Raw genomic sequence first — 18,571 nt, 5'->3', positions numbered from 1 at the left:
ACTGTAGGAGACATCCCGAGGACAGGGGCAGGCGTGAACGCGAGGGCGGCGGTCTCTAGTCTGATTGCCGCACAGTCTCACCGACTGCTCAACGAATTCTCACTCGACGGGGGATCAACGAACATGGCGGACACACGCCGGCAACTGCGCTCGGGCACCGTCGTCCTCGGCGGCGTGGGACTCCTCGCCGCCGCCCTCACCGCCTGCTCCTCGGACCCGGACAAGCGCTGCGTCGACCGCGACAGCTACACCCTCGGCAAGGGCTACAAGGTCGTCTCCGACAAGAACTGCACGTCCACCAAGACGTCCGTGAACGGCGGCTGGTACTACGGCGGCAAGAAGAAGGGCGGCTTCGTCAACGGCGGTTCCTTCACCAGGTCCCGCAAGGGATCCGGCGGCTCCGGAAGCCACGGCGGCGTCGACCGCGGCGGCTTCGGCAGCGGTCACGGCAAGTCCGGCGGCTGAGCCGCCGTGGAACGCCGTACGACCCAGCCCCGCCCCGGCTGGCAGCAGACCGTCGAGGCGCAGGGCCTGATCTACCCCCTCACCCGCTACCCGGACGACTCCCTGCGCCCCTACTGGGACGAGAGCGCCTACTACGTCTTCACGCTCGACGAGGTGGAGGCCCTCGAAGAGGTCGTCGAGGAGCTGCACGCCATGTGCCTGGCCGCCGCCGGGCACATCGTCGCCACGGATCGCTTCGCCGACCTCGGCATCACCGACCCGCGCCTGGCCGCCGCGGTCGCCGAGGCCTGGCACCGCCGCGCCGAACTCCCTTCCGTGTACGGGCGGTTCGACCTGCGCTACGACGGCACGGGGCCGGCGAAGCTCCTGGAGTACAACGCCGACACGCCCACCTCGCTCGTGGAGGCGGCGAGCGCCCAGTGGTTCTGGATGGAGGACCGCTTCCCCGGCGCCGACCAGTGGAACTCCCTCCACGAACGCCTCGTCGCCGCCTGGAAGAGGCAGGCCACGCTGCTCCCGCCCGGCGGCCCGCTGTACTTCGCGCACTCCGCCGACGACGAACTCGGCGAGGACCTGATGACGGTCGCCTACCTGAAGGAGACCGCCGAGCAGGCCGGTCTCGACACCGACTGGATCTCCATGGAGGAGATCGGCTGGGACCCGCTCTCGGAGCGCTTCGTCGACAACCGGCTCCGCTTCATCCGCAGCTGCTTCAAGCTGTACCCCTGGGAATGGCTCACCACCGACCGCTTCGGCGGCCACGTCCTCGACACCCTCGACAACGGCGGCGGCACCGGCAGCACCCTGTGGATCGAGCCCGTCTGGAAGATGCTGCTCAGCAACAAGGCCCTGCTCGCGATCCTCTGGGAGCTGTACCCCGGCCACCCGAACCTGCTCCCGGCCCACCTGGACGGCCCCCGGGAGCTGGCCCGCACCACGGGCTACGTCGCCAAGCCGCTCCTCGGCCGCGAGGGCGAGGGCGTCACGGTCCACGCGCCGGGCGCCGCGCCCGTCGTGCGGGAGGATCCCTGCTGCTACCAGGAACTGGCGCCCCTGCCCTCCTTCGAAGGCAACCACGTCGTCCTCGGCGCCTGGGTCGTCGAGGACGAGTCGGCGGGCCTCGGCATCCGCGAGTCGTCGGGCCTGGTCACGGACGAGTACGCGCGTTTCCTGCCGCACGTGATCCTCTAGACACGGTCTCTCGGACGCCGAGCAACGCCCGCAGCCGGGCCGGCCCCCTTATACGGCCCCAGGCGGGCGGTGTGCCCCTTCCCATTGGTCGCTCGCATGATGGACACGGGAAGGGACCGCGCAGGGACGCCCGGTAGGCTGATCGACGGGCCGTGACTGGCGCGCTGGGATGGGACCGACCATCGGGGAGCGGCCCGGATGCGAGCGAGTGCCGTGCGCCTGGGCCAACCGTGAACCGTGAACGCTTCAAGCCACGCCGCCCGGAGGCCGACATGACAGAGCAGCAGCCCCTCTCCACCGAGTCCACCGCCTTCCGCGCCGCCCTCGACGTGATCCGCGCGGTCGAGCCCCGGGTCGCCGACGCCATCGGCCAAGAGGTCGCCGACCAGCGCGAGATGCTCAAGCTGATCGCCTCCGAGAACTACGCCTCCCCGGCCACCCTGCTGGCGATGGGCAACTGGTTCAGCGACAAGTACGCCGAGGGCACCGTCGGCCGCCGCTTCTACGCCGGCTGCCGCAACGTGGACACCGTCGAGTCGCTGGCCGCCGAGCACGCGCGCGAGCTGTTCGGCGCCCGCCACGCCTACGTCCAGCCGCACTCCGGCATCGACGCCAACCTCGTCGCCTTCTGGGCCGTTCTCGCCCAGCGCGTCGAGACCCCGGCCCTGGAGAAGGCGGGCGTCCGCCAGGTCAACGAGCTCTCGGAGGAGGACTGGGCCGAGCTGCGCCGCGCCTTCGGCAACCAGCGCATGCTCGGCATGTCCCTGGACGCGGGCGGGCACCTCACCCACGGCTTCCGCCCGAACATCTCCGGCAAGATGTTCGACCAGCGCTCCTACGGCACCGACCCGGCCACAGGCCTCATCGACTACGACGCCCTGCGCACCCAGGCCCGCGAGTTCAAGCCGCTGATCATCGTCGCCGGCTACTCCGCCTACCCGCGCCTGGTCAACTTCCGGATCATGCGCGAGATCGCCGACGAGGTCGGCGCCACGCTCATGGTCGACATGGCGCACTTCGCGGGCCTGGTCGCGGGCAAGGTCCTCACCGGCGACTTCGACCCGGTCCCGCACGCCCAGATCGTGACCACCACCACCCACAAGTCGCTGCGCGGCCCGCGCGGCGGCATGGTCCTGTGCGACGACTCCCTCAAGGACCAGGTCGACCGCGGCTGCCCGATGGTCCTCGGCGGCCCGCTCCCGCACGTGATGGCCGCTAAGGCGGTGGCGCTCGCGGAGGCCCGGCAGCCGGCCTTCCAGGACTACGCCCAGCGGATCGTGGACAACTCCCGGGCGCTGGCGGAGGGCCTGACGCGCCGCGGTGCCACGCTGGTGACCGGCGGCACCGACAACCACCTGAACCTGATCGACGTGGCCACCTCCTACGGCCTCACCGGCCGCCAGGCCGAGGCCGCCCTGCTGGAGTCGGGCATCGTCACCAACCGCAACGCCATCCCGGCCGACCCGAACGGCGCCTGGTACACCTCCGGCATCCGCATCGGCACGCCCGCGCTCACCACCCGTGGCCTCGGCACGGCGGAGATGGACGAGGTGGCGGGCCTGATCGACCGGGTCCTCACCACCACCGAGCCGGGCACCACCAAGTCCGGCGCCCCGTCCAAGGCGGCCCACGTCCTGGACGAGAAGGTCGCCCAGGAGATCACCCAGAGGGCGACGGACCTGGTGGCGGGCTTCCCGCTGTACCCGGAGATCGACCTGGGCTGACCGCTGCCGGTCACCCGAGCTCTCCGAGATCGATGAGCTCCTGCCGCGGCTCGGCCACCCGCTGAGCCGCCGCGCGCCGTCGTACGGCCAATGTGCCACCGACACCCAGCGCCAGCCCCGCCCCGAGCCCCACGGCCGCCCAGCGCAGGTCGTCCGGAAGACCACCTCCGGGCGCGGCGGGCGCGGGCCCGAAGAGCCCGTCCCGCTCCAACCGCTCGAAGACGTCCTTCGGCACCCGCCGCCACCGGATGTCGTCGTCGGCCACGTCCGGCGCCGGGTCCGACCGCACCCAGGGCGTCCCGTCCGCCGCCAGGAACACCTGGTCCTGCCGCTCGATGGCCACGTCGCCCCCGGGCGCCCGCCGCGTGTAGGGCCACCCCCCGATCCCGGTCAGTGCCCACATCACCGTGGCCCGCGCCCGCGGATACCGCCCCCGCTGCCATGCCTCGGGCACCCGCTCCGTCCGCGGCTCCGTCGGCGCCAGCGACTGCCACAGCAGCGCGAACCGCCGGTCACCCGAGCGTAAGGTCGTCGTGCGACCCGAATCGCCCGCCACGACCAGCGCCAGATCGGGTATGTCCCTGCTCATCGCCCGCGCCGGCGCGGCCGGCCCGCCCAGCGCCACCACCGTGGCCACCACCGTCGTCACCAGCGCCCCCACCAGCCCGCCGAGCCCGCGCACGCGACTCCCCTCAGTTGTCATGTTCTTTGTTGCACCGTCGCAGAAAGATCGGATCACAGCTGTTCCCGGCCAGTTCCAGCCCGGCCCCCCGGACCTGAGAGAATGGTGAACATGGCCTCTGACAGTCCTCGCGTGCTCTCCGGTATCCAGCCCACCGCGGGCTCGTTCCACCTCGGCAACTACCTCGGCGCCGTCCGCCAGTGGGTGGCCCTGCAGGAGACCCACGACGCGTTCTACATGGTCGTCGACCTGCACGCGATCACCGTCCCGCAGGACCCGAAGGACCTGCGCGCCAACACGCGCCTGGCCGCCGCCCAGCTGCTCGCGGCCGGGCTCGACCCGGAGCGGTGCACGCTCTTCGTCCAGAGCCACGTCCCCGAGCACGCCCAGCTCGCCTGGATCATGAACTGCCTCACCGGCTTCGGCGAGGCCGGCCGCATGACCCAGTTCAAGGACAAGTCCGCCAAGCAGGGCGCCGACCGCGCGAGCGTCGGCCTGTTCACCTACCCGATCCTCCAGGTCGCCGACATCCTGCTGTACCAGGCGAACGAGGTCCCGGTCGGTGAGGACCAGCGCCAGCACATCGAGCTGACCCGCGACCTCGCCGAGCGGTTCAACGGCCGCTTCGGCGAGACGTTCACGATCCCGCGGCCGTACATCCTCAAGGAGACGGCGAAGATCTACGACCTCCAGGACCCGTCCATCAAGATGAGCAAGTCGGCGTCCACGCCGAAGGGCCTGATCAATCTGCTGGACGAGCCGAAGACCACCGCGAAGAAGGTCAAGGGCGCGGTCACGGACACGGACACCGTGATCCGCTACGACGTGGAGCAGAAGCCGGGCGTCAGCAACCTGCTGACGATCTATTCCACCCTCACCGGGACCCCGATCGCCGACCTCGAGCAGCAGTACGAGGGCAAGGGCTACGGCGCGCTGAAGACGGACCTCGCCGAGGTCATGGTCGAGTTCGTGACGCCGTTCAGGGAGCGCACCCAGCAGTACCTGGACGACCCCGAGTCCCTCGACTCGATCCTGGCCAAGGGCGCGGAGAAGGCCCGCGCCGTCGCCGCGGAGACGCTGGCGCAGGCCTACGACAAGGTGGGCTTCCTGCCCGCCAAGCACTGACGGCCGGGACCGGCGCGTACCGGCGCACGGACGCGCCACGGCCAAGAGCGCTGTACATCACTGCGGTTGCGCCTGCCCGACGGGCGGTCGTGGCCGTACAGTCGATAGCCGGACGGCTGTGCACGAATCCGACACGACGACCGACACGACGACAGGGAGACGACGTGGGGACCGTAACGATCGGTGTGTCGATCGCGGTCCCGGAGCCTCACGGCAGCGAGATCCAGGAGCTGCGCGCGGGCTTCGGCGACGCCGCGGCGCGTTGCATTCCCACGCATGTCACCCTGCTGCCGCCGACGGAGGTGGACTCCGCGGATCTGCCCGCGATCGAGTCGCACCTCGTCGCCGTCGCGGCGGCCGGGCGACCCTTCCCGATGCGGCTGGCCGGCACGGGCACGTTCCGGCCCCTGTCGCCAGTGGTGTACGTGAAGGTCGTCGAGGGCGCCGTGGCGTGCTTCCGGCTGCAGCGGCAGGTCCGGGACCCCTCCGGGCCGGTGGCGCGCGAGTTGCTGTTCCCGTACCACCCGCATGTCACGGTGGCGCACGGCATCGACGACGCGTCCATGGACCGGGCGTACGAGGAGCTCGCGGACTACGCGGCCGAGTGGCCCTGCACGGGCTTCGCGCTGTACGAGCAGGGCGCGGACGGCGTCTGGCGCAAGCTGCGGGAGTTCCGCTTCGGCAGCGCGGTCGTACCGCCGCAGGCGGCCGCCCCGGCCGAGAACGCCACCCTGCCGAGCCTGTAGGGGATCTCTGCCCCCAGGGATGTCTGCTCCAGGGGCCTGAAAGAGACGCTGGACGGGCAACCGCCGGAACAGCGGTCGCGGAACGTCCCGCAGGACGGCCATGACCAGGCGCGGACGGCGGGGACCCACACGACCTCCGACGGTCTGCGCAGCCCCGGCTCCATCGCCGTGGCGACTTCCTCCTGCGTGGTGGAGAGCGGCTCCGGCTCCCGGGCCGCCGTGCCGCGCGCACGGACCCGCGCGGGGCGTACCACCATGACCTGCGCGCCTGTGCCGTACAGCGCGTCGCCGAGACCCTGCGCGAACACGTCGAGCCCCGCCTTGCTGGAGCCTTGGAGGAAGTCCCGGCGGCGGGCGCGCTCCCCGGCGGCCGACGACAGCACCGCCAACCTGCAACCGCATTGTGATGAAACGGGCATAACCTCTCCATATCTCTCCTCTGTGCGGTCCTCACTGAAATGGGCGATGCGGGGAAACCGGATACAGACCGGAGTACCGGGGTACAGACCGGGTTCACGAGGGGAGGGACCGATCATGGACTGGCTGAAGAGACTCCCCGGCATCGGGCCACTGGTCACGCGCCTGATGGCCACGCACGCCTGGCGCTCCTACGAACGCCTGGACCGCGTGAAGTGGACCCGGCTAGCCGCCGCCATGACGTTCGTCAGCTTCGTGGCACTCTTCCCGCTGCTCACCGTCGCCGCCGCGATCGGCGCCGCGACGCTCAGCCAGGCCCAGCAGAACACCGTGCAGAAGAAGATCGCCGAGCAGTTCCCGGGCATCTCCAGCCAGCTCGACATCCATGGCCTGGTGCAGAACGCCGGTACCGTCGGCGTGATCGCCGGGGCGGTGCTGCTGTTCACCGGCATCGGCTGGGTGGGCCAGATGCGGGACTGCCTGCGCGCGGTGTGGGAGCTGCCGGACGACACCGCGAACCCGCTGGTGCGCACGCTCAAGGACGGCCTGGTGCTGGTCGGTCTCGGCGGCGCGGTCGTCGTCACCCTCGCCACGTCCACCGTCGCCACCGCGCTGGTCGACTGGATGGCCGGGCAGCTCGGCCTCGACCGGGGCGGCTGGGGCAGCGTCCTGCTGCGGATCGCCGCCTTCGCCGTCTCCGTCCTCGCCGACTTCCTCGTTCTGCTCTACGTCCTCACCCTGCTGCCCGGCGTGGAGCCGCGGCGGCGCCGTCTCCTCGTCGCCGCCCTGATCGGCGCGGTCGGCTTCGAACTGCTCAAACTGCTGCTCAGCGGCTACATCCAGGGCGTCGCAGGAAAGAGCATGTACGGCGCCTTCGGCGTGCCCGTCGCGCTGCTGCTGTGGATCAACTTCACCTCCAAGCTCGTGCTGTTCTGCGCCGCCTGGACGGCGACGCAGAGCAAGGAGGAGGCGGAACAGGTCAGGGACGCGTCCGGCGACGTACCAGATCGGGCAGCGGCCAGCGGCGGTTCACCAGGAACGCCCCCGCGCCCAGCAGCACCAGGAGGCCGGCCGTGAGGGCGAGCGCCACGCCCATCCCGCTGGAGCCGCCCTCCCGCACCGAGGCCGCCACCGGCTTGCCGGGCCCCCCGGCCGCGGCGGCGGGGGACGGCGTCCCGCTGGGGTCCGTGCCCGTGGCCGCGCTCCTCGGCGCGACCAGCTCGCCGACCGGCGTCACCTTGCCGGCGGCGCCGAAGCCCCAGTCGAGCAGCCGGGCGGCCTCCTTGTAGACCTCGTTGTGGTCGTGCTTCTCCGGGTTCATGACCGTCACGAGCAGCACCTTGCCGTTGCGTTCGGCGACCCCCGTGAAGGTCGCGCCCGCGTTGGTGGTGTTGCCGTTCTTCACGCCCGCGATGCCCCGGTACGGGGTCATGTCGAAGTCGCCGGCCAGCAGCCGGTTGGTGTTCTGGACCTCGAACGACCCGCGGGACTTCTTGCCGCCCTTCTCGGTGGTCTCGCCCGGGAACGTGGCCCGCACCGTCGAGCAGTAGTCCCGGAAGTCCTTCTTCTGCAGTCCGGAGCGGGCGATCAGGGTGAGGTCGTACGCCGACGACACCTGCCCCTGGGCGTCGTAGCCGTCCGGGCTGACCACGTGCGTGTCGAGCGCCTGCAGCTCCTCGGCGTGCGCCTGCATGTCCTTCACGGTCTGCGGGACGCCGCCGTTCATCGCCGACAGCGCGTGCACGGCGTCGTTGCCGGAGCGCAGGAACACGCCGAGCCACAGGTCGTGGACGGTATAGGTCTCGCCCTCCTTTATCCCGACCAGGCTGGATCCGGCGCCCATGCCGGCCAGATCGGAGGGGAGCACCTTGTGCGTCTCGCTCGCCGGGAACTTCGGCAGCACGGTGTCCGCGAACAGCATCTTCAGGGTGCTCGCCGGGGGCAGCCGCCAGTGCGCGTTGTGGGCGGCGAGGACGTCACCGGACTCGGCGTCGGCGACGATCCAGGAGCGCGCGGTGACGTCCTTCGGCAGCACCGGGGCACCGCTGCCCAGGTTCACCTGGGTGCCCGGCCTGCCGAGCTGCTCGCCGCCGACGGTCGACATGACGGCCGGAGGGGTGGCCGAGGGCGACGCCGCCGGGGTCTTGGGGGCCGCGAACGCGGTCGCGGGTGCGGCGAGCGAGAGGGACAGCACTACGGCGGAGGCGACCGGCACGCGGCGCCCGACGATCTTCTTCAAGGCGGACACGACCGCGAAGGTACCGGGCGCCGACGGTGAAGTCCCGACCCGTCCCGGCCGTTGCCGCGCACCCCCGGGCGAGTGGCCGCCCGCGACCCGCGATACTGAAGGTATGAAGCTCAGCCGCCCCATCTCCTGGTTCCTGCTCGCCTTCGGGGTGTGGAGCTGGGTCATCTGGATCACTTTCGTCAAGAACCTCTGGAAGGACGGCAGCGGACTCGCGTTCGACGACGCGGGGAATCCGACGGCGTACTTCTGGGTGCACCTGACGCTCGCCGTCGTCTCCTTTGTCCTTGGGACTGTCATCGGCGTCATTGGGTTGCGCGGACTGCGCGCGCTGCGGCGAACGTCATAGCGGGACGGGGACAACACCGTGGCCGTCGTCCTCGCGCTGGTCGCCCTCGCCGTCCTCGCCGCGCTCGTCGCCCTGCACTGGTACGCGTGGCGCCGGCTGGTCCGCGACACGACCCGCGGGCCGGGCCCGGCCCGCCGCACCGGCACGGCGCTGCTCGTCACCGGACCGGTGCTGATGGTCGCGGCCCTGGTCGCCGAGCGCGCCGGCGCCCCGTTCTGGCTGCAACGCGTCCTCGGCTGGCCCGGCTTCCTGTGGATGGCGCTGACGCTGTACCTGCTGCTGGCGCTGGTGGCGGGGGAGTTGGTACGACCGCTGGTGCGGCGCCTGGTGGAGCGCCGGGCGCGAGCGGAGGAGAAGGCACCGGTACCGGCAGCGGTGCCGACGGGACGGGCACCCGCGGAGCCGGAGCCCGCGGACCCGGAGCCTGCGCCGCCACAGGAACAGTCCGCCCCGTCCCGGCGCCTGTTCGTCTCCCGGGTCGTCGGTGGCGCGGTGGCCGCGACCGCGGTCGGCACGGTGGGCTACGGCACCTACGGCGTCCTGCGCGGCCCCGCCGTGAAGCGGGTCACGGTGCCACTGGCCAAACTCCCGCGCGCGGCGCACGGCTTCCGGATCGCGGTGGTGAGCGACATCCACCTGGGCCCCGTGCTGGGCAGGAGCTTCGCGCAGAAGGTCGTGGACACGATCAACTCGACCCAGCCCGACCTGGTCGCGGTCGTGGGCGACCTGGTCGACGGCAGTGTGAAGGACCTGGGCCCGGCGGTGGCCCCGCTGTCCCGGCTGAAGGCCCGTCACGGCAGCTACTTCGTCACGGGCAACCACGAGTACTTCTCGGGCGCGGACCAGTGGGTGGAGGAGGTACGCCGACTGGGCCTGCACCCGCTGGAGAACGCCCGCACGGAACTGCCCGCGTTCGACCTGGCCGGCGTCAACGACCTGGCGGGCGAGAGCGAGGGCGAGGGCCCCGACTTCACCAAGGCGCTCGGCGACCGCGACACCTCACGCGCGGTGGTCCTCCTGGCCCACCAGCCGCTGCAGGTCCACGAAGCGGTCAGGCACCACGTGGACCTCCAGCTCTCCGGCCACACCCACGGCGGCCAGCTCTGGCCGGGCAACTTCGTCGCGGCCGCGGCCAACCCCACGGTCGCCGGCCTGGACCGCTACGGCGACACCCAGCTGTACGTGTCCCGGGGAGCGGGGGCATGGGGACCGCCGACGCGAGTGGGCGCCCCGTCGGACATCACGGTCATCGAACTGGTCTCCCGACAGGCCTGAAGGTTTGGCCGAAACCTGACGGAAACAACCCTGGGTAAGTTCTCTCTCATCTTCAACTAATGCCTCTTCCCCCACTTGAAACACTGTGATTAGGTGACCCTCACCACAGGGGAGTGGTGTGCGCTGAGGGCCTGGGGAGGGGCGCCGATGCGATCGGTTCGCATGCGGATTCTCGCGGCTGTGCTGGTGTTGGCAGGTGCGGGGGTGGGCGGGTGGCAGTTGCTGCCGGCCAAGGAGAACACCAACAGGACCATCACGGTCGGGACGACGGACGCCGTCACCTCGCTCGATCCGGCGGGGGCCTATGACGCCGGATCCTGGGCTTTGTTCAGCAGCGTTTTCCAGTCACTGCTGACCTTCGGACCCGACGGCGTGGAACCGGTGCCGGACGCCGCCCAGAGCTGCGAATTCGTGGGCACGGACCTGAAGACGTACCGTTGCACGCTGCGCAAGGACGTCACGTTCCCCAGCGGGCGCGCCATGACCGCCGAAGACGTCAAGTACTCCTTCGACCGCGTCAAGCGCATCAACTCCGACGTCGGTCCCGCGACCCTCCTCGACACCCTCCGCTCGGTGGACGCGAGCGGGCTGACCGTGACCTTCCATCTGTCCACTCCGGACGCGACGTTCCCGTTCAAGGTGGCCACCGGCGCCGGCTCCATCGTCGACCGCACCAAGTACCCCCAGGACAAGCTGCGCACCGACAACGGTGTCGACGGGACCGGGCCGTACACCCTGACGTCGTACACGAAGGACAAGAAGGCCGCCCTCGCCCCGAACAAGCACTACAAGGGCGACGTCAAGGAAACCGGTCGGCCCATCGAGCTGCGGTACTACGCCGACCCCGGCGCCCTGGAGAAGGCGTGGAAGGCGAAGGACGTCGATGTCGCCACCCGCCAGCTGCCGCCCTCCGTGCTGGCCAACCTCTCGCCGAGCGACCCCGGCCAGCGCGTCGCCGAGGCCGACAGTGCGGAGATCCGCAACCTCGTCCTGAACACCTCCGCCGGCTCACCGCTGCACGACCGCCGTGTCCGCCAGGCCATCGCCGCGGTCATCAACCGCGAGGAACTGGTCAGCACCGTCTACGAGGGGACGACGGACCCGCTGTACTCGCTGATTCCGGCCGGTATCACGGGGCACACCACGTCGTTCTTCGACGCCTACCCCGAGCCCGACACCAAGAAGGCCCGCGCCCTGCTCGCCGCCGCGGGCGTGAGCGTGCCCGTCCACTTCACCTACGGCTACGCGCAGGGCCGGGGCGCCGCCGCCGAGGAGGCCGCCGACCTCAAGCGGCAACTGGAGGCGACCGGACTGTTCACGGTGGACGTCAAGGGCTACGAGTGGACCGACTTCCAGGAGCGGTACGCGAGCGGCAAGCTCGACGCGTACGCCGTCGGCTGGGTCGCCGACTTCCCCGACCCCGACACCTTCACGGCCCCGCTCGTCGGCACCGGCAACAGCATGAAGAACGGCTACGGCAACAAGCAGGTCGACGGTCTGATCCTGGACAGCCAGCGCTACTCCGACCGCAGCCGGACCGCCGACGACTTCCAGCACATCCAGCAGATCGTGGCGCAGGACGTCCCGCTGATCCCGCTGTGGCAGCGCAAGGAGTACGTGGTCAGCAGCGAGGACGTCGGCGGCGGCCAGTACCTGTCGGACGGCACGGGCGTCTTCCGCCTCTGGCGGCTGAACCGGATCTGAGCCACCGCCACATGTGATCTCCCTACCGTCACATGTGATCTTCCAGGTGCCCCCGGCTTCTGCGCTCGGGGGCGTCTCGGGCATGATGACCGGGCTCATTTCTCGTCTTGTCGTATCTTCGCGGGGCTCCCCGCAACCGGTCCCAGGAGCAGTCCTTGAGCGAACAGCCGCAGCAGCCCGGTCCCTACGGTTACGGGTACCCGAACCAGCCCCCGGGCCCGCCGCCGGGGTACGGGTATCCGCAGTACGGGTATGCGCCTGGCGCCGTGCCGCCCGGGATGTACACCGGCGACCCCAACGCCCCGTACGGCTACGACCCGTACGGCCGCCCGTACTCGGACAAGTCGAAGATCGTCGCCGGTGTGCTGCAACTCGCCCTCGGCACCTTCGGCGTCGGGCGCTTCTACATCGGCAACGTCGGGCTGGGCCTGGCCCAGCTCTTCACCTGCGGTGGCTTCGGTATCTGGGCGCTGATCGACGGCATCATCCTGCTGACGGGCAGCAACCAGACCGACTCCCAGGGCCGCGTCCTGCGCGGCTGAGGATCCGGTGTCTCCCCAGTCCGTACTGCGGCATCCGGCGGCGGCGCCCCTGGCGGTGCTCGCCGCCGGGGCGGCCGGGGCCGGCTACCTGTACGTCACCGATCCGCACGAGCCCGGGCACCTGCTGCCCCAGTGCCCGTTCCGGCTCCTGACGGGCCTGCTCTGTCCCGCCTGCGGCGGCACCCGCATGGTGTACGACCTGATGCACGGTCACGTCACCGCGGCGTGGCTGGACAACAGGGCGCTGCTGCTCGCCTCGCCGTACGCCCTCGCCCTGCTGGTCCGTTGGACGGTCGAAGGGCTGCGCGGCCGTCGCTGGCAGCCACAGCTGAGCACGCGGGCGCAGGTGCTGGTCCTTGGGCTGGCGGTGGCGTGGACGGTGGCCCGTAACGCCTTCTAGTGGGCGGGAGTTGAGCCGCGTCCGCTTGATGTGACCGATGGCTGTCCGGATTTGATCACGGAACAGGAACAATCATTCACACCCTCTCCCGCCCTTGCGCTCTCTTTACCTAAGCTCCCAGCTCGCAGGGGGGACGACGACAGAAGATCTCCGACCGGATCCCGGTCGGATCTCTCATTCCATCTTCGCGGCGGGATCCCTCCTGGCCTCATTCCGGAGCCAATCATTCCGGTTCTCCGTGATCCGCTACGGCACTTCCAGGAGCAGTCCCATGACCGTCCCCACCCCCGAGGCTCCCTACGGCGTCGACCCGCAGGGCCGCCCGTACTCCGACAAGTCCAAGATCGTCGCGGGCATCCTGCAGATCTTCCTGGGCAGCCTCGGCATCGGCCGCTTCTACGTCGGCTCGGTCGGCGTGGGCATCGCCCAGCTGCTCACCTGCGGCGGCCTCGGCATCTGGGCGCTGATCGACGGCATCCTGTTCCTGGCGAGCAACGACCGCACGGACAAGCAGGGGCGCGTACTGCGCGGCTGACGGGGCGGGGGTCCTACCGGGGCTTCTGCTGACCGGCCTTCAGGATCTCCTCGACATCCAGGGTGACTTTGGCGCCGATGGAGTCAGGGAGGGTCACGATCTCGCCGGGAGCGTACGGGCGATGGTTCTCGTACCTGTTCCCGGTGGGGTCTGTGAGGACGTGAAGGCGCTGGTGCTTGCGGTCCACGATGACGTAGACGGGCACCTCGGCCTCGGCGTAGGCGGCGAGCTTGGTCTTGAGGTCGTTCTTCCAGTTGCTGGACGTGACCTCGAGGACGAGGCGGAAGCAGACCGGGTCGTAGCAGTTGTTCTCGACGAAGTGGTCGTCGATGTCCGCGTCGACCACCACGAGGTCGGGGATGGCGTAGTCCTCGGTGTCGGTGGGCAGCCACAGACCGACGTTCTGGAGGACCTCCGTTTCGCCGTCGTCCAGGCCGGCTGCGATGAACGGGCGCATGAGTTTGGTCAGGGCGCGGGCGTGGGGGGCATCCGGGGACGGGGTCACGAGGAGATGGCCTCCGATGATCTCGACGCGGTAGCCCGGATGGCGCTCCATGATCTCGTCGGCGATGGTCGTGAGGCTGACCGGCTCTTCGTGGCCGAAGGGCTGCTCGACGGATGCTGCGGACATCAGGTGCCTCCCGTGGGCTGGTGTCGAGAGCATCATCGTAGGCCGGGTGACGTCCGTGCGTCCTTTGCAGCCACGTTCACCCGATGGTGCGGCATATGCCCGAGGGCCCCGTATCCAGCGGAAACGGGGCCCTCGGGCGTCGTACGCGACCAACCTCAGAGGCGGCGGGTGATCAGCGCCCGCTTGACCTCCTGGATCGCCTTCGTGACCTCGATGCCGCGCGGGCACGCGTCCGTGCAGTTGAACGTCGTGCGGCAGCGCCACACGCCGTCCTTGTCGTTCAGGATCTCCAGCCGCTGCTCGCCGGCCTCGTCACGCGAGTCGAAGATGAAGCGGTGCGCGTTGACGATGGCCGCCGGGCCGAAGTACTGGCCGTCGTTCCAGAACACCGGGCAGGAGGTCGTGCAGGCCGCGCACAGGATGCACTTCGTCGTGTCGTCGAAGCGGGCGCGGTCCTCGGCCGACTGCAGACGCTCCCGCGTAGGCTCGTTCGTCTCCTTGGTGATCAGGAACGGCATCACGTCCCGGTACGCCTGGAAGAACGGCTCCATGTCCACGACCAGGTCCTTCAGGACCGTCAGGCCCTTTATGGGCTCGATCGTGATCGGCTTCTCGGGGTTGATGTCCTTGATCAGCGTCTTGCACGCGAGGCGGTTCTTGCCGTTGATCCGCATGGCGTCCGAGCCGCAGATGCCGTGCGCGCACGAGCGGCGGAAGGTCAGCGACCCGTCCAGGTCCCACTTGATCTTGTGCAGACCGTCGAGGACGCGCTCCTTGGGGTCGATCTCCAGCTGGAAGTCTTCCCAGGTCGCCTCGCCCGAGACCTCCGGGTTGAAGCGGCGGACGCGGAAGGTGACCGTGATGTAGGGGGACGCTGCCGAGCCCGAAGCGCTCGCCTCGGCCTTGTCCAGAACAGGGGTAGCCATCAGTACTTACGCTCCATCGGCTGGTAGCGGGTCTGGACGACCGGCTTGTAGTCGAGACGGATGGACTCGGTGCCGTCGTCGCCCACCTCGCGGTACGCCATGGTGTGGCGCATGAAGTTGACGTCGTCGCGGTTCGGGTAGTCCTCGCGGTAGTGACCGCCGCGGGACTCCTTGCGGGCCAGCGCGGAGACCGCCATGACCTCGGCCAGGTCGAGCAGGTTGCCCAGCTCGACGGCCTCCAGCAGGTCCGTGTTGAACCGCTTGCCCTTGTCCTGGATCGCCACGTTCTTGTAGCGCTCCCTGAGCTCGGCGATCTTCTCGACCGCCGTCTTGATCGTCTGCTCGGTGCGGAACACCATGACGTTCGCGTCCATGGTCTCCTGCAGCTCACGGCGCAGCTCCGCCACGCGCTCGTTGCCCGTGGAGTTGCGCAGCCGCTCGATCTGCGCGACGACGAGCTCCTCCGGGTTCTCCGGCAGCTCGACGAAGTCCGCCGTCTGGGAGTACTCGGCGGCGGCGATGCCCGCACGGCGCCCGAACACGTTGATGTCCAGCAGAGAGTTGGTGCCGAGGCGGTTGGCGCCGTGCACGGACACGCAGGCGACCTCGCCGGCCGCGTACAGCCCCGGGACGACCGTGGTGTTGTCCGCGAGGACCTCGCCCTGGACGTTCGTCGGGATGCCGCCCATCGCGTAGTGCGCGGTCGGCTGGATCGGGATCGGGTCCGTGTAGGGCTCGATGCCGAGGTACGTACGGGCGAACTCGGTGATGTCGGGCAGCTTGGCGTCCAGCTGCTCCGGCGGCAGGTGGGTGAGGTCCAGGTAGACGTGGTCGCCCTCGGGACCGCAGCCGCGGCCCTCGCGGATCTCCGTGTAGATGGAGCGGGAGACGACGTCACGGGAGGCGAGGTCCTTCATGACCGGCGCGTACTTCTCCATGAAGCGCTCGCCGTCCTTGTTGCGGAGGATGCCGCCCTCACCGCGCGCACCCTCGGTCAGGAGGATGCCCATGCGCCAGATGCCGGTCGGGTGGAACTGGAAGAACTCCATGTCCTCCAGCGGGATGCCCCGCCGGTACACCGCCGCCTGGCCGTCACCGGTCAGCGTGTGCGCGTTCGACGTCACCTTGAAGAACTTGCCGCAGCCGCCGGAGGCGTAGATCACGGCCTTCGCCTGGAAGATGTGGATCTCGCCGGTCGCCAGCTCGTACGCCACGACACCGGCCGAGCGCTTGACGCCGTCGACCTCGGTGATCAGCTGGTCCAGGACGTAGAACTCGTTGAAGAACTCCACGCCCTCCTTCACGCAGTTCTGGTACAGCGTCTGGAGGATCATGTGGCCGGTGCGGTCGGCCGCGTAGCAGGAGCGGCGGACCGGGGCCTCGCCGTGGTTGCGGCTGTGCCCGCCGAAGCGGCGCTGGTCGATCGTCCCGTTGGGCGTCCGGTTGAACGGCAGGCCCATCTTCTCCAGGTCGAGGACGGAGTCGATGGCCTCCTTCGCCAGGATCTCGGCGGCGTCCTGGTCGACCAGGTAGTCACCGCCCTTGACCGTGTCGAAGGTGTGCCACTCCCAGTTGTCCTCCTCCACGTTCGCGAGCGCGGCGGCCATACCGCCCTGCGCGGCGCCCGTGTGGGAGCGGGTGGGGTAGAGCTTGGTCAGCACGGCGGTGCGGCTGCGCTTCGTCGACTCGATGGCGGCGCGCATACCGGCGCCACCGGCGCCGACGATGACGGTGTCGTACTTGTGGATCTTCATGATTCTCGCAACCCCGTGCCTAGCGGATGTTCGGGTCGAAGGTGAAGATCACCAGCGTGCCCAGCAGGATGGTGAACACCGTGGCGGTGTACAGCAGGCCCTTCAGCCACAGCCGCGTGTTCGTCCGCTCGGCGTAGTCGTTGATGACCGTGCGCAGGCCGTTGGCGCCGTGCAGCATCGCGAGCCACAGCATGGTCAGGTCCCAGACCTGCCACCACGGGGAGGCCCAGCGGCCGGCCACGAAGGCGAAGCCGATCTTGGAGACACCGCCGTCCAGGACGAGCTGGATCAGCAGGTGGCCGAGGACCAGGACGACCAGCACGATGCCGGACAGGCGCATGAAGAGCCAGCCGTACATCTCGAAGTTGCCGCGGGTCGACTTCGGGGTCTTCCTCGTCCGCTTGCGGGGCGGCTCGATGACCGGCGCCGGGTTGTCGACGTCGTACAGCGGGGCACCCTCGACGGGGCCGATGCCGGAGGTGGTGGTTTCAGTGGTGGACATGCGCCTCAGCTCCCGAAGAGTTCACGAGCGGCGTGGCCGAGGACGGGGTAGATCGCCCCGAGCATCAGCACGACCCAGACACCGACGACGGTCCAGAGCATCTGCTTCTGGTAGCGCGGGCCCTTCGACCAGAAGTCGACCGCGATGACGCGGAGGCCGTTGAGCGCGTGGAAGAGGATGGCGGCGACGAGGCCGTACTCGAGAATCGCGACGATCGGTGTCTTGTACGTGGCCACGACCTTGTCGTAGGCCTCGGGGGAGACACGGACGAGTGCGGTGTCCAGCACGTGTACGAACAGGAAGAAGAAGATGAGGACGCCGGTGACTCGGTGAGCCACCCAGGACCACATTCCTTCCCGGCCGCGGTACAGCGTTCCAGCCGGCACGGAAGAACCCTCCGGGAGCGGGGACTAGGGCCGCGCCGGCTTTCCGTGTCGGTCGGGCCCGGCCGGGTACGGTCCACCGGCCCCCAGCATGGTAGCGACGGTTGCCTGCGGCGCTTACGGGGGGCCTGCCTGTGTGATCAATCAGGCACTCAAACGAGCACGGATGGCTCATCGGCCGGGCGGCCACCGGGGTGGGGACTGGTGTTTTCTCCGGGTACGGGTGGTTTGTGGTGGCTTACGTCCACGCGGCGGAGCCGAATATCAGCACAGCCCCCGCCCCTATGGGGCACGGTCCAGCACAGGTTGGTCAGAAAAGTCCCGTACAAGGCGCCTCAGCCTTCCCCTCGCCAAGCGGCGCAGTTCCTCTGTCGCCAGGACCCGCTCCTCCTCGGGATCGTTCGCCAATCGTGATCGGATGGCCGCGAGGAGCTGGTCCAGCAGCTCGTCCGGTGCCACCTCGTCCAGGCAGATGACGAACACGTGTCCGAATTTGCTCTCGTATGCCGCGTGTGCCGCGCTCAGGGCGGTGTGGGCGGCGGAGTACGTGCCGTCGGGGGGCGGGGCGAGGGACTCCCCGGCCAGGGCCTCGGCGAGGTCCGCGGGGGTGAGGTCGTACGTCGCCTCGTCGGCCGCGGCGAGCAGGGAGTCGAGGTCCGGGTAGGGGCGGTGCTCGGCGACCCGGTGGGCCCAGCGCAGGCTGCGGCAGCAGGTGAGCAGGGCGCGCCGGACGTCGTCGGCGGGGGCGCGGTTGAACCGCTCCGGGCCCGTGGCGGACTCGGTGCGGTGTTGCGCCGGGAGGGCGGTGTGGCCGGGGAGGTGCGGGAGACGGTGCGCGGGCAGCGTGGGTCCTCGGCGGCTGGCGTGACGGCTCGTGCGCGCCACGTGCGGGTCGGCAGGGGATCGTGTGAGAAATGCGCCGCCACGTTAGCGACGGCGATCCGGTCGGCGTCCAGTCGCTGCCCGGATTTCACC

At 69.8% G+C, this 18,571-nt stretch carries 20 protein-coding genes, 1 pseudogene and 1 riboswitch; of the genes and pseudogenes, 12 read left to right on the top strand and 9 right to left on the bottom strand.

Features of this window, described 5'->3' with window-relative positions:
- Positions 1 to 123 precede the first annotated feature (123 nt).
- The 3 genes from AB0N14_RS03210 to AB0N14_RS03200 all read left to right on the top strand — a co-directional run bounded on the left by AB0N14_RS03210 (position 124) and on the right by AB0N14_RS03200 (position 3,380).
- Positions 124 to 465: a hypothetical protein gene (locus AB0N14_RS03210; protein ID WP_366024002.1), complete on the top strand. Its 342-nt coding sequence runs from the start codon at positions 124 to 126 to the stop codon at positions 463 to 465.
- A gap of 6 nt (positions 466 to 471) precedes the next feature.
- Positions 472 to 1,656 (top strand): glutathionylspermidine synthase family protein, encoded by a 1,185-nt coding sequence (locus tag AB0N14_RS03205; RefSeq protein WP_366024001.1) that lies wholly within the window; start codon positions 472 to 474, stop codon positions 1,654 to 1,656.
- 142 nt (positions 1,657 to 1,798) lie between these two features.
- Positions 1,799 to 1,888: riboswitch (ZMP/ZTP riboswitch) on the top strand.
- Positions 1,889 to 1,928: 40 nt separating this feature from the next.
- Complete coding sequence (locus tag AB0N14_RS03200) at positions 1,929 to 3,380, top strand: glycine hydroxymethyltransferase (RefSeq protein WP_366024000.1); 1,452 nt, start codon at positions 1,929 to 1,931, stop codon at positions 3,378 to 3,380.
- A 10-nt stretch (positions 3,381 to 3,390) separates the two neighbouring features.
- Here AB0N14_RS03200 and AB0N14_RS03195 read toward each other — a convergent pair whose 3' ends face one another.
- Positions 3,391 to 3,969 carry a hypothetical protein gene (locus tag AB0N14_RS03195; protein ID WP_366024246.1) on the bottom strand — a complete coding sequence of 193 codons (579 nt, stop codon included), beginning with the start codon at positions 3,967 to 3,969 and terminating at the stop codon, positions 3,391 to 3,393.
- A 204-nt stretch (positions 3,970 to 4,173) separates the two neighbouring features.
- Here AB0N14_RS03195 and trpS point away from each other — a divergent pair, with 204 nt between their 5' ends.
- Both trpS and AB0N14_RS03185 read left to right on the top strand, forming a co-directional pair.
- Complete coding sequence (gene trpS / locus AB0N14_RS03190; protein WP_366023999.1) at positions 4,174 to 5,187, top strand: tryptophan--tRNA ligase; 1,014 nt, start codon at positions 4,174 to 4,176, stop codon at positions 5,185 to 5,187.
- A gap of 164 nt (positions 5,188 to 5,351) precedes the next feature.
- Positions 5,352 to 5,933 carry a 2'-5' RNA ligase family protein gene (locus AB0N14_RS03185; RefSeq protein WP_366023998.1) on the top strand — a complete coding sequence of 194 codons (582 nt, stop codon included), beginning with the start codon at positions 5,352 to 5,354 and terminating at the stop codon, positions 5,931 to 5,933.
- A 51-nt stretch (positions 5,934 to 5,984) separates the two neighbouring features.
- Here AB0N14_RS03185 and AB0N14_RS03180 read toward each other — a convergent pair.
- A pseudogene (locus AB0N14_RS03180) lies at positions 5,985 to 6,322 on the bottom strand (decaprenylphospho-beta-D-erythro-pentofuranosid-2-ulose 2-reductase); the annotation flags it as partial.
- Between the two features lie 145 nt (positions 6,323 to 6,467).
- On the opposite strand from AB0N14_RS03180, the gene AB0N14_RS03175 reads away from it, so the two are divergent.
- Positions 6,468 to 7,427, top strand: coding sequence for a YihY/virulence factor BrkB family protein (locus AB0N14_RS03175; RefSeq protein WP_366023997.1), 960 nt, complete (start codon positions 6,468 to 6,470; stop codon positions 7,425 to 7,427).
- Here AB0N14_RS03175 and AB0N14_RS03170 read toward each other — a convergent pair.
- A complete protein-coding gene (locus tag AB0N14_RS03170; protein WP_366023996.1) occupies positions 7,330 to 8,598 on the bottom strand; it encodes a D-alanyl-D-alanine carboxypeptidase in 1,269 nt (422 codons plus the stop codon). The two genes, AB0N14_RS03175 and AB0N14_RS03170, sit on opposite strands and share 98 nt — an antisense overlap.
- Positions 8,599 to 8,701: 103 nt before the next feature.
- Here AB0N14_RS03170 and AB0N14_RS03165 point away from each other — a divergent pair, with 103 nt between their 5' ends.
- The 6 genes from AB0N14_RS03165 to AB0N14_RS03140 all read left to right on the top strand — a co-directional run bounded on the left by AB0N14_RS03165 (position 8,702) and on the right by AB0N14_RS03140 (position 13,400).
- A complete protein-coding gene (locus tag AB0N14_RS03165; protein WP_366023995.1) occupies positions 8,702 to 8,944 on the top strand; it encodes a hypothetical protein in 243 nt (80 codons plus the stop codon).
- Positions 8,945 to 8,962: 18 nt separating this feature from the next.
- Positions 8,963 to 10,219, top strand: coding sequence for a metallophosphoesterase (locus AB0N14_RS03160; protein WP_366023994.1), 1,257 nt, complete (start codon positions 8,963 to 8,965; stop codon positions 10,217 to 10,219).
- A gap of 147 nt (positions 10,220 to 10,366) precedes the next feature.
- Entirely contained in the window at positions 10,367 to 11,923 is a 1,557-nt protein-coding gene (locus AB0N14_RS03155) for an ABC transporter substrate-binding protein (protein ID WP_366023993.1), read from the top strand.
- Between the two features lie 155 nt (positions 11,924 to 12,078).
- Positions 12,079 to 12,465 carry a TM2 domain-containing protein gene (locus AB0N14_RS03150; RefSeq protein ID WP_366023992.1) on the top strand — a complete coding sequence of 129 codons (387 nt, stop codon included), beginning with the start codon at positions 12,079 to 12,081 and terminating at the stop codon, positions 12,463 to 12,465.
- 7 nt (positions 12,466 to 12,472) lie between these two features.
- Complete coding sequence (locus AB0N14_RS03145) at positions 12,473 to 12,865, top strand: DUF2752 domain-containing protein (RefSeq protein WP_366023991.1); 393 nt, start codon at positions 12,473 to 12,475, stop codon at positions 12,863 to 12,865.
- A gap of 271 nt (positions 12,866 to 13,136) precedes the next feature.
- Positions 13,137 to 13,400, top strand: coding sequence for a TM2 domain-containing protein (locus AB0N14_RS03140; RefSeq protein WP_366023990.1), 264 nt, complete (start codon positions 13,137 to 13,139; stop codon positions 13,398 to 13,400).
- Between the two features lie 13 nt (positions 13,401 to 13,413).
- Here the strand turns inward: AB0N14_RS03140 and AB0N14_RS03135 are convergent, their stop codons facing one another.
- The 6 genes from AB0N14_RS03135 to AB0N14_RS03110 form a co-directional block, all read right to left on the bottom strand.
- Positions 13,414 to 14,031: a Uma2 family endonuclease gene (locus tag AB0N14_RS03135; protein WP_366023989.1), complete on the bottom strand. Its 618-nt coding sequence runs from the start codon at positions 14,029 to 14,031 to the stop codon at positions 13,414 to 13,416.
- Between the two features lie 155 nt (positions 14,032 to 14,186).
- Positions 14,187 to 14,957, bottom strand: coding sequence for a succinate dehydrogenase iron-sulfur subunit (locus tag AB0N14_RS03130; RefSeq protein WP_366023988.1), 771 nt, complete (start codon positions 14,955 to 14,957; stop codon positions 14,187 to 14,189).
- A complete protein-coding gene (sdhA, locus tag AB0N14_RS03125; protein WP_366023987.1) occupies positions 14,957 to 16,711 on the bottom strand; it encodes a succinate dehydrogenase flavoprotein subunit in 1,755 nt (584 codons plus the stop codon). Before sdhA ends, AB0N14_RS03130 begins: the two co-directional genes overlap by 1 nt.
- A gap of 19 nt (positions 16,712 to 16,730) precedes the next feature.
- Positions 16,731 to 17,213: a succinate dehydrogenase hydrophobic membrane anchor subunit gene (locus AB0N14_RS03120; RefSeq protein WP_366023986.1), complete on the bottom strand. Its 483-nt coding sequence runs from the start codon at positions 17,211 to 17,213 to the stop codon at positions 16,731 to 16,733.
- 5 nt (positions 17,214 to 17,218) lie between these two features.
- The gene (gene sdhC, locus AB0N14_RS03115; RefSeq protein WP_103837432.1) at positions 17,219 to 17,599 is read right to left on the bottom strand and encodes a succinate dehydrogenase, cytochrome b556 subunit; all 381 of its coding nucleotides are present in this window, start codon (positions 17,597 to 17,599) and stop codon (positions 17,219 to 17,221) included.
- Positions 17,600 to 17,878: 279 nt separating this feature from the next.
- Positions 17,879 to 18,481, bottom strand: a complete 603-nt coding sequence (locus AB0N14_RS03110) for a 2-oxo-4-hydroxy-4-carboxy-5-ureidoimidazoline decarboxylase (protein ID WP_366023985.1) — start codon at positions 18,479 to 18,481, stop codon at positions 17,879 to 17,881.
- Positions 18,482 to 18,571 lie beyond the last annotated feature (90 nt).

Origin of the sequence: Streptomyces sp. NPDC051104, from assembly GCF_040682835.1 — a bacterium.
In the GTDB taxonomy this organism is placed as follows: domain Bacteria; phylum Actinomycetota; class Actinomycetes; order Streptomycetales; family Streptomycetaceae; genus Streptomyces; species Streptomyces cynarae.
Note: the sequence above shows the minus strand (reverse complement) of the source record. Positions and strands in the feature narration are given on the sequence as shown.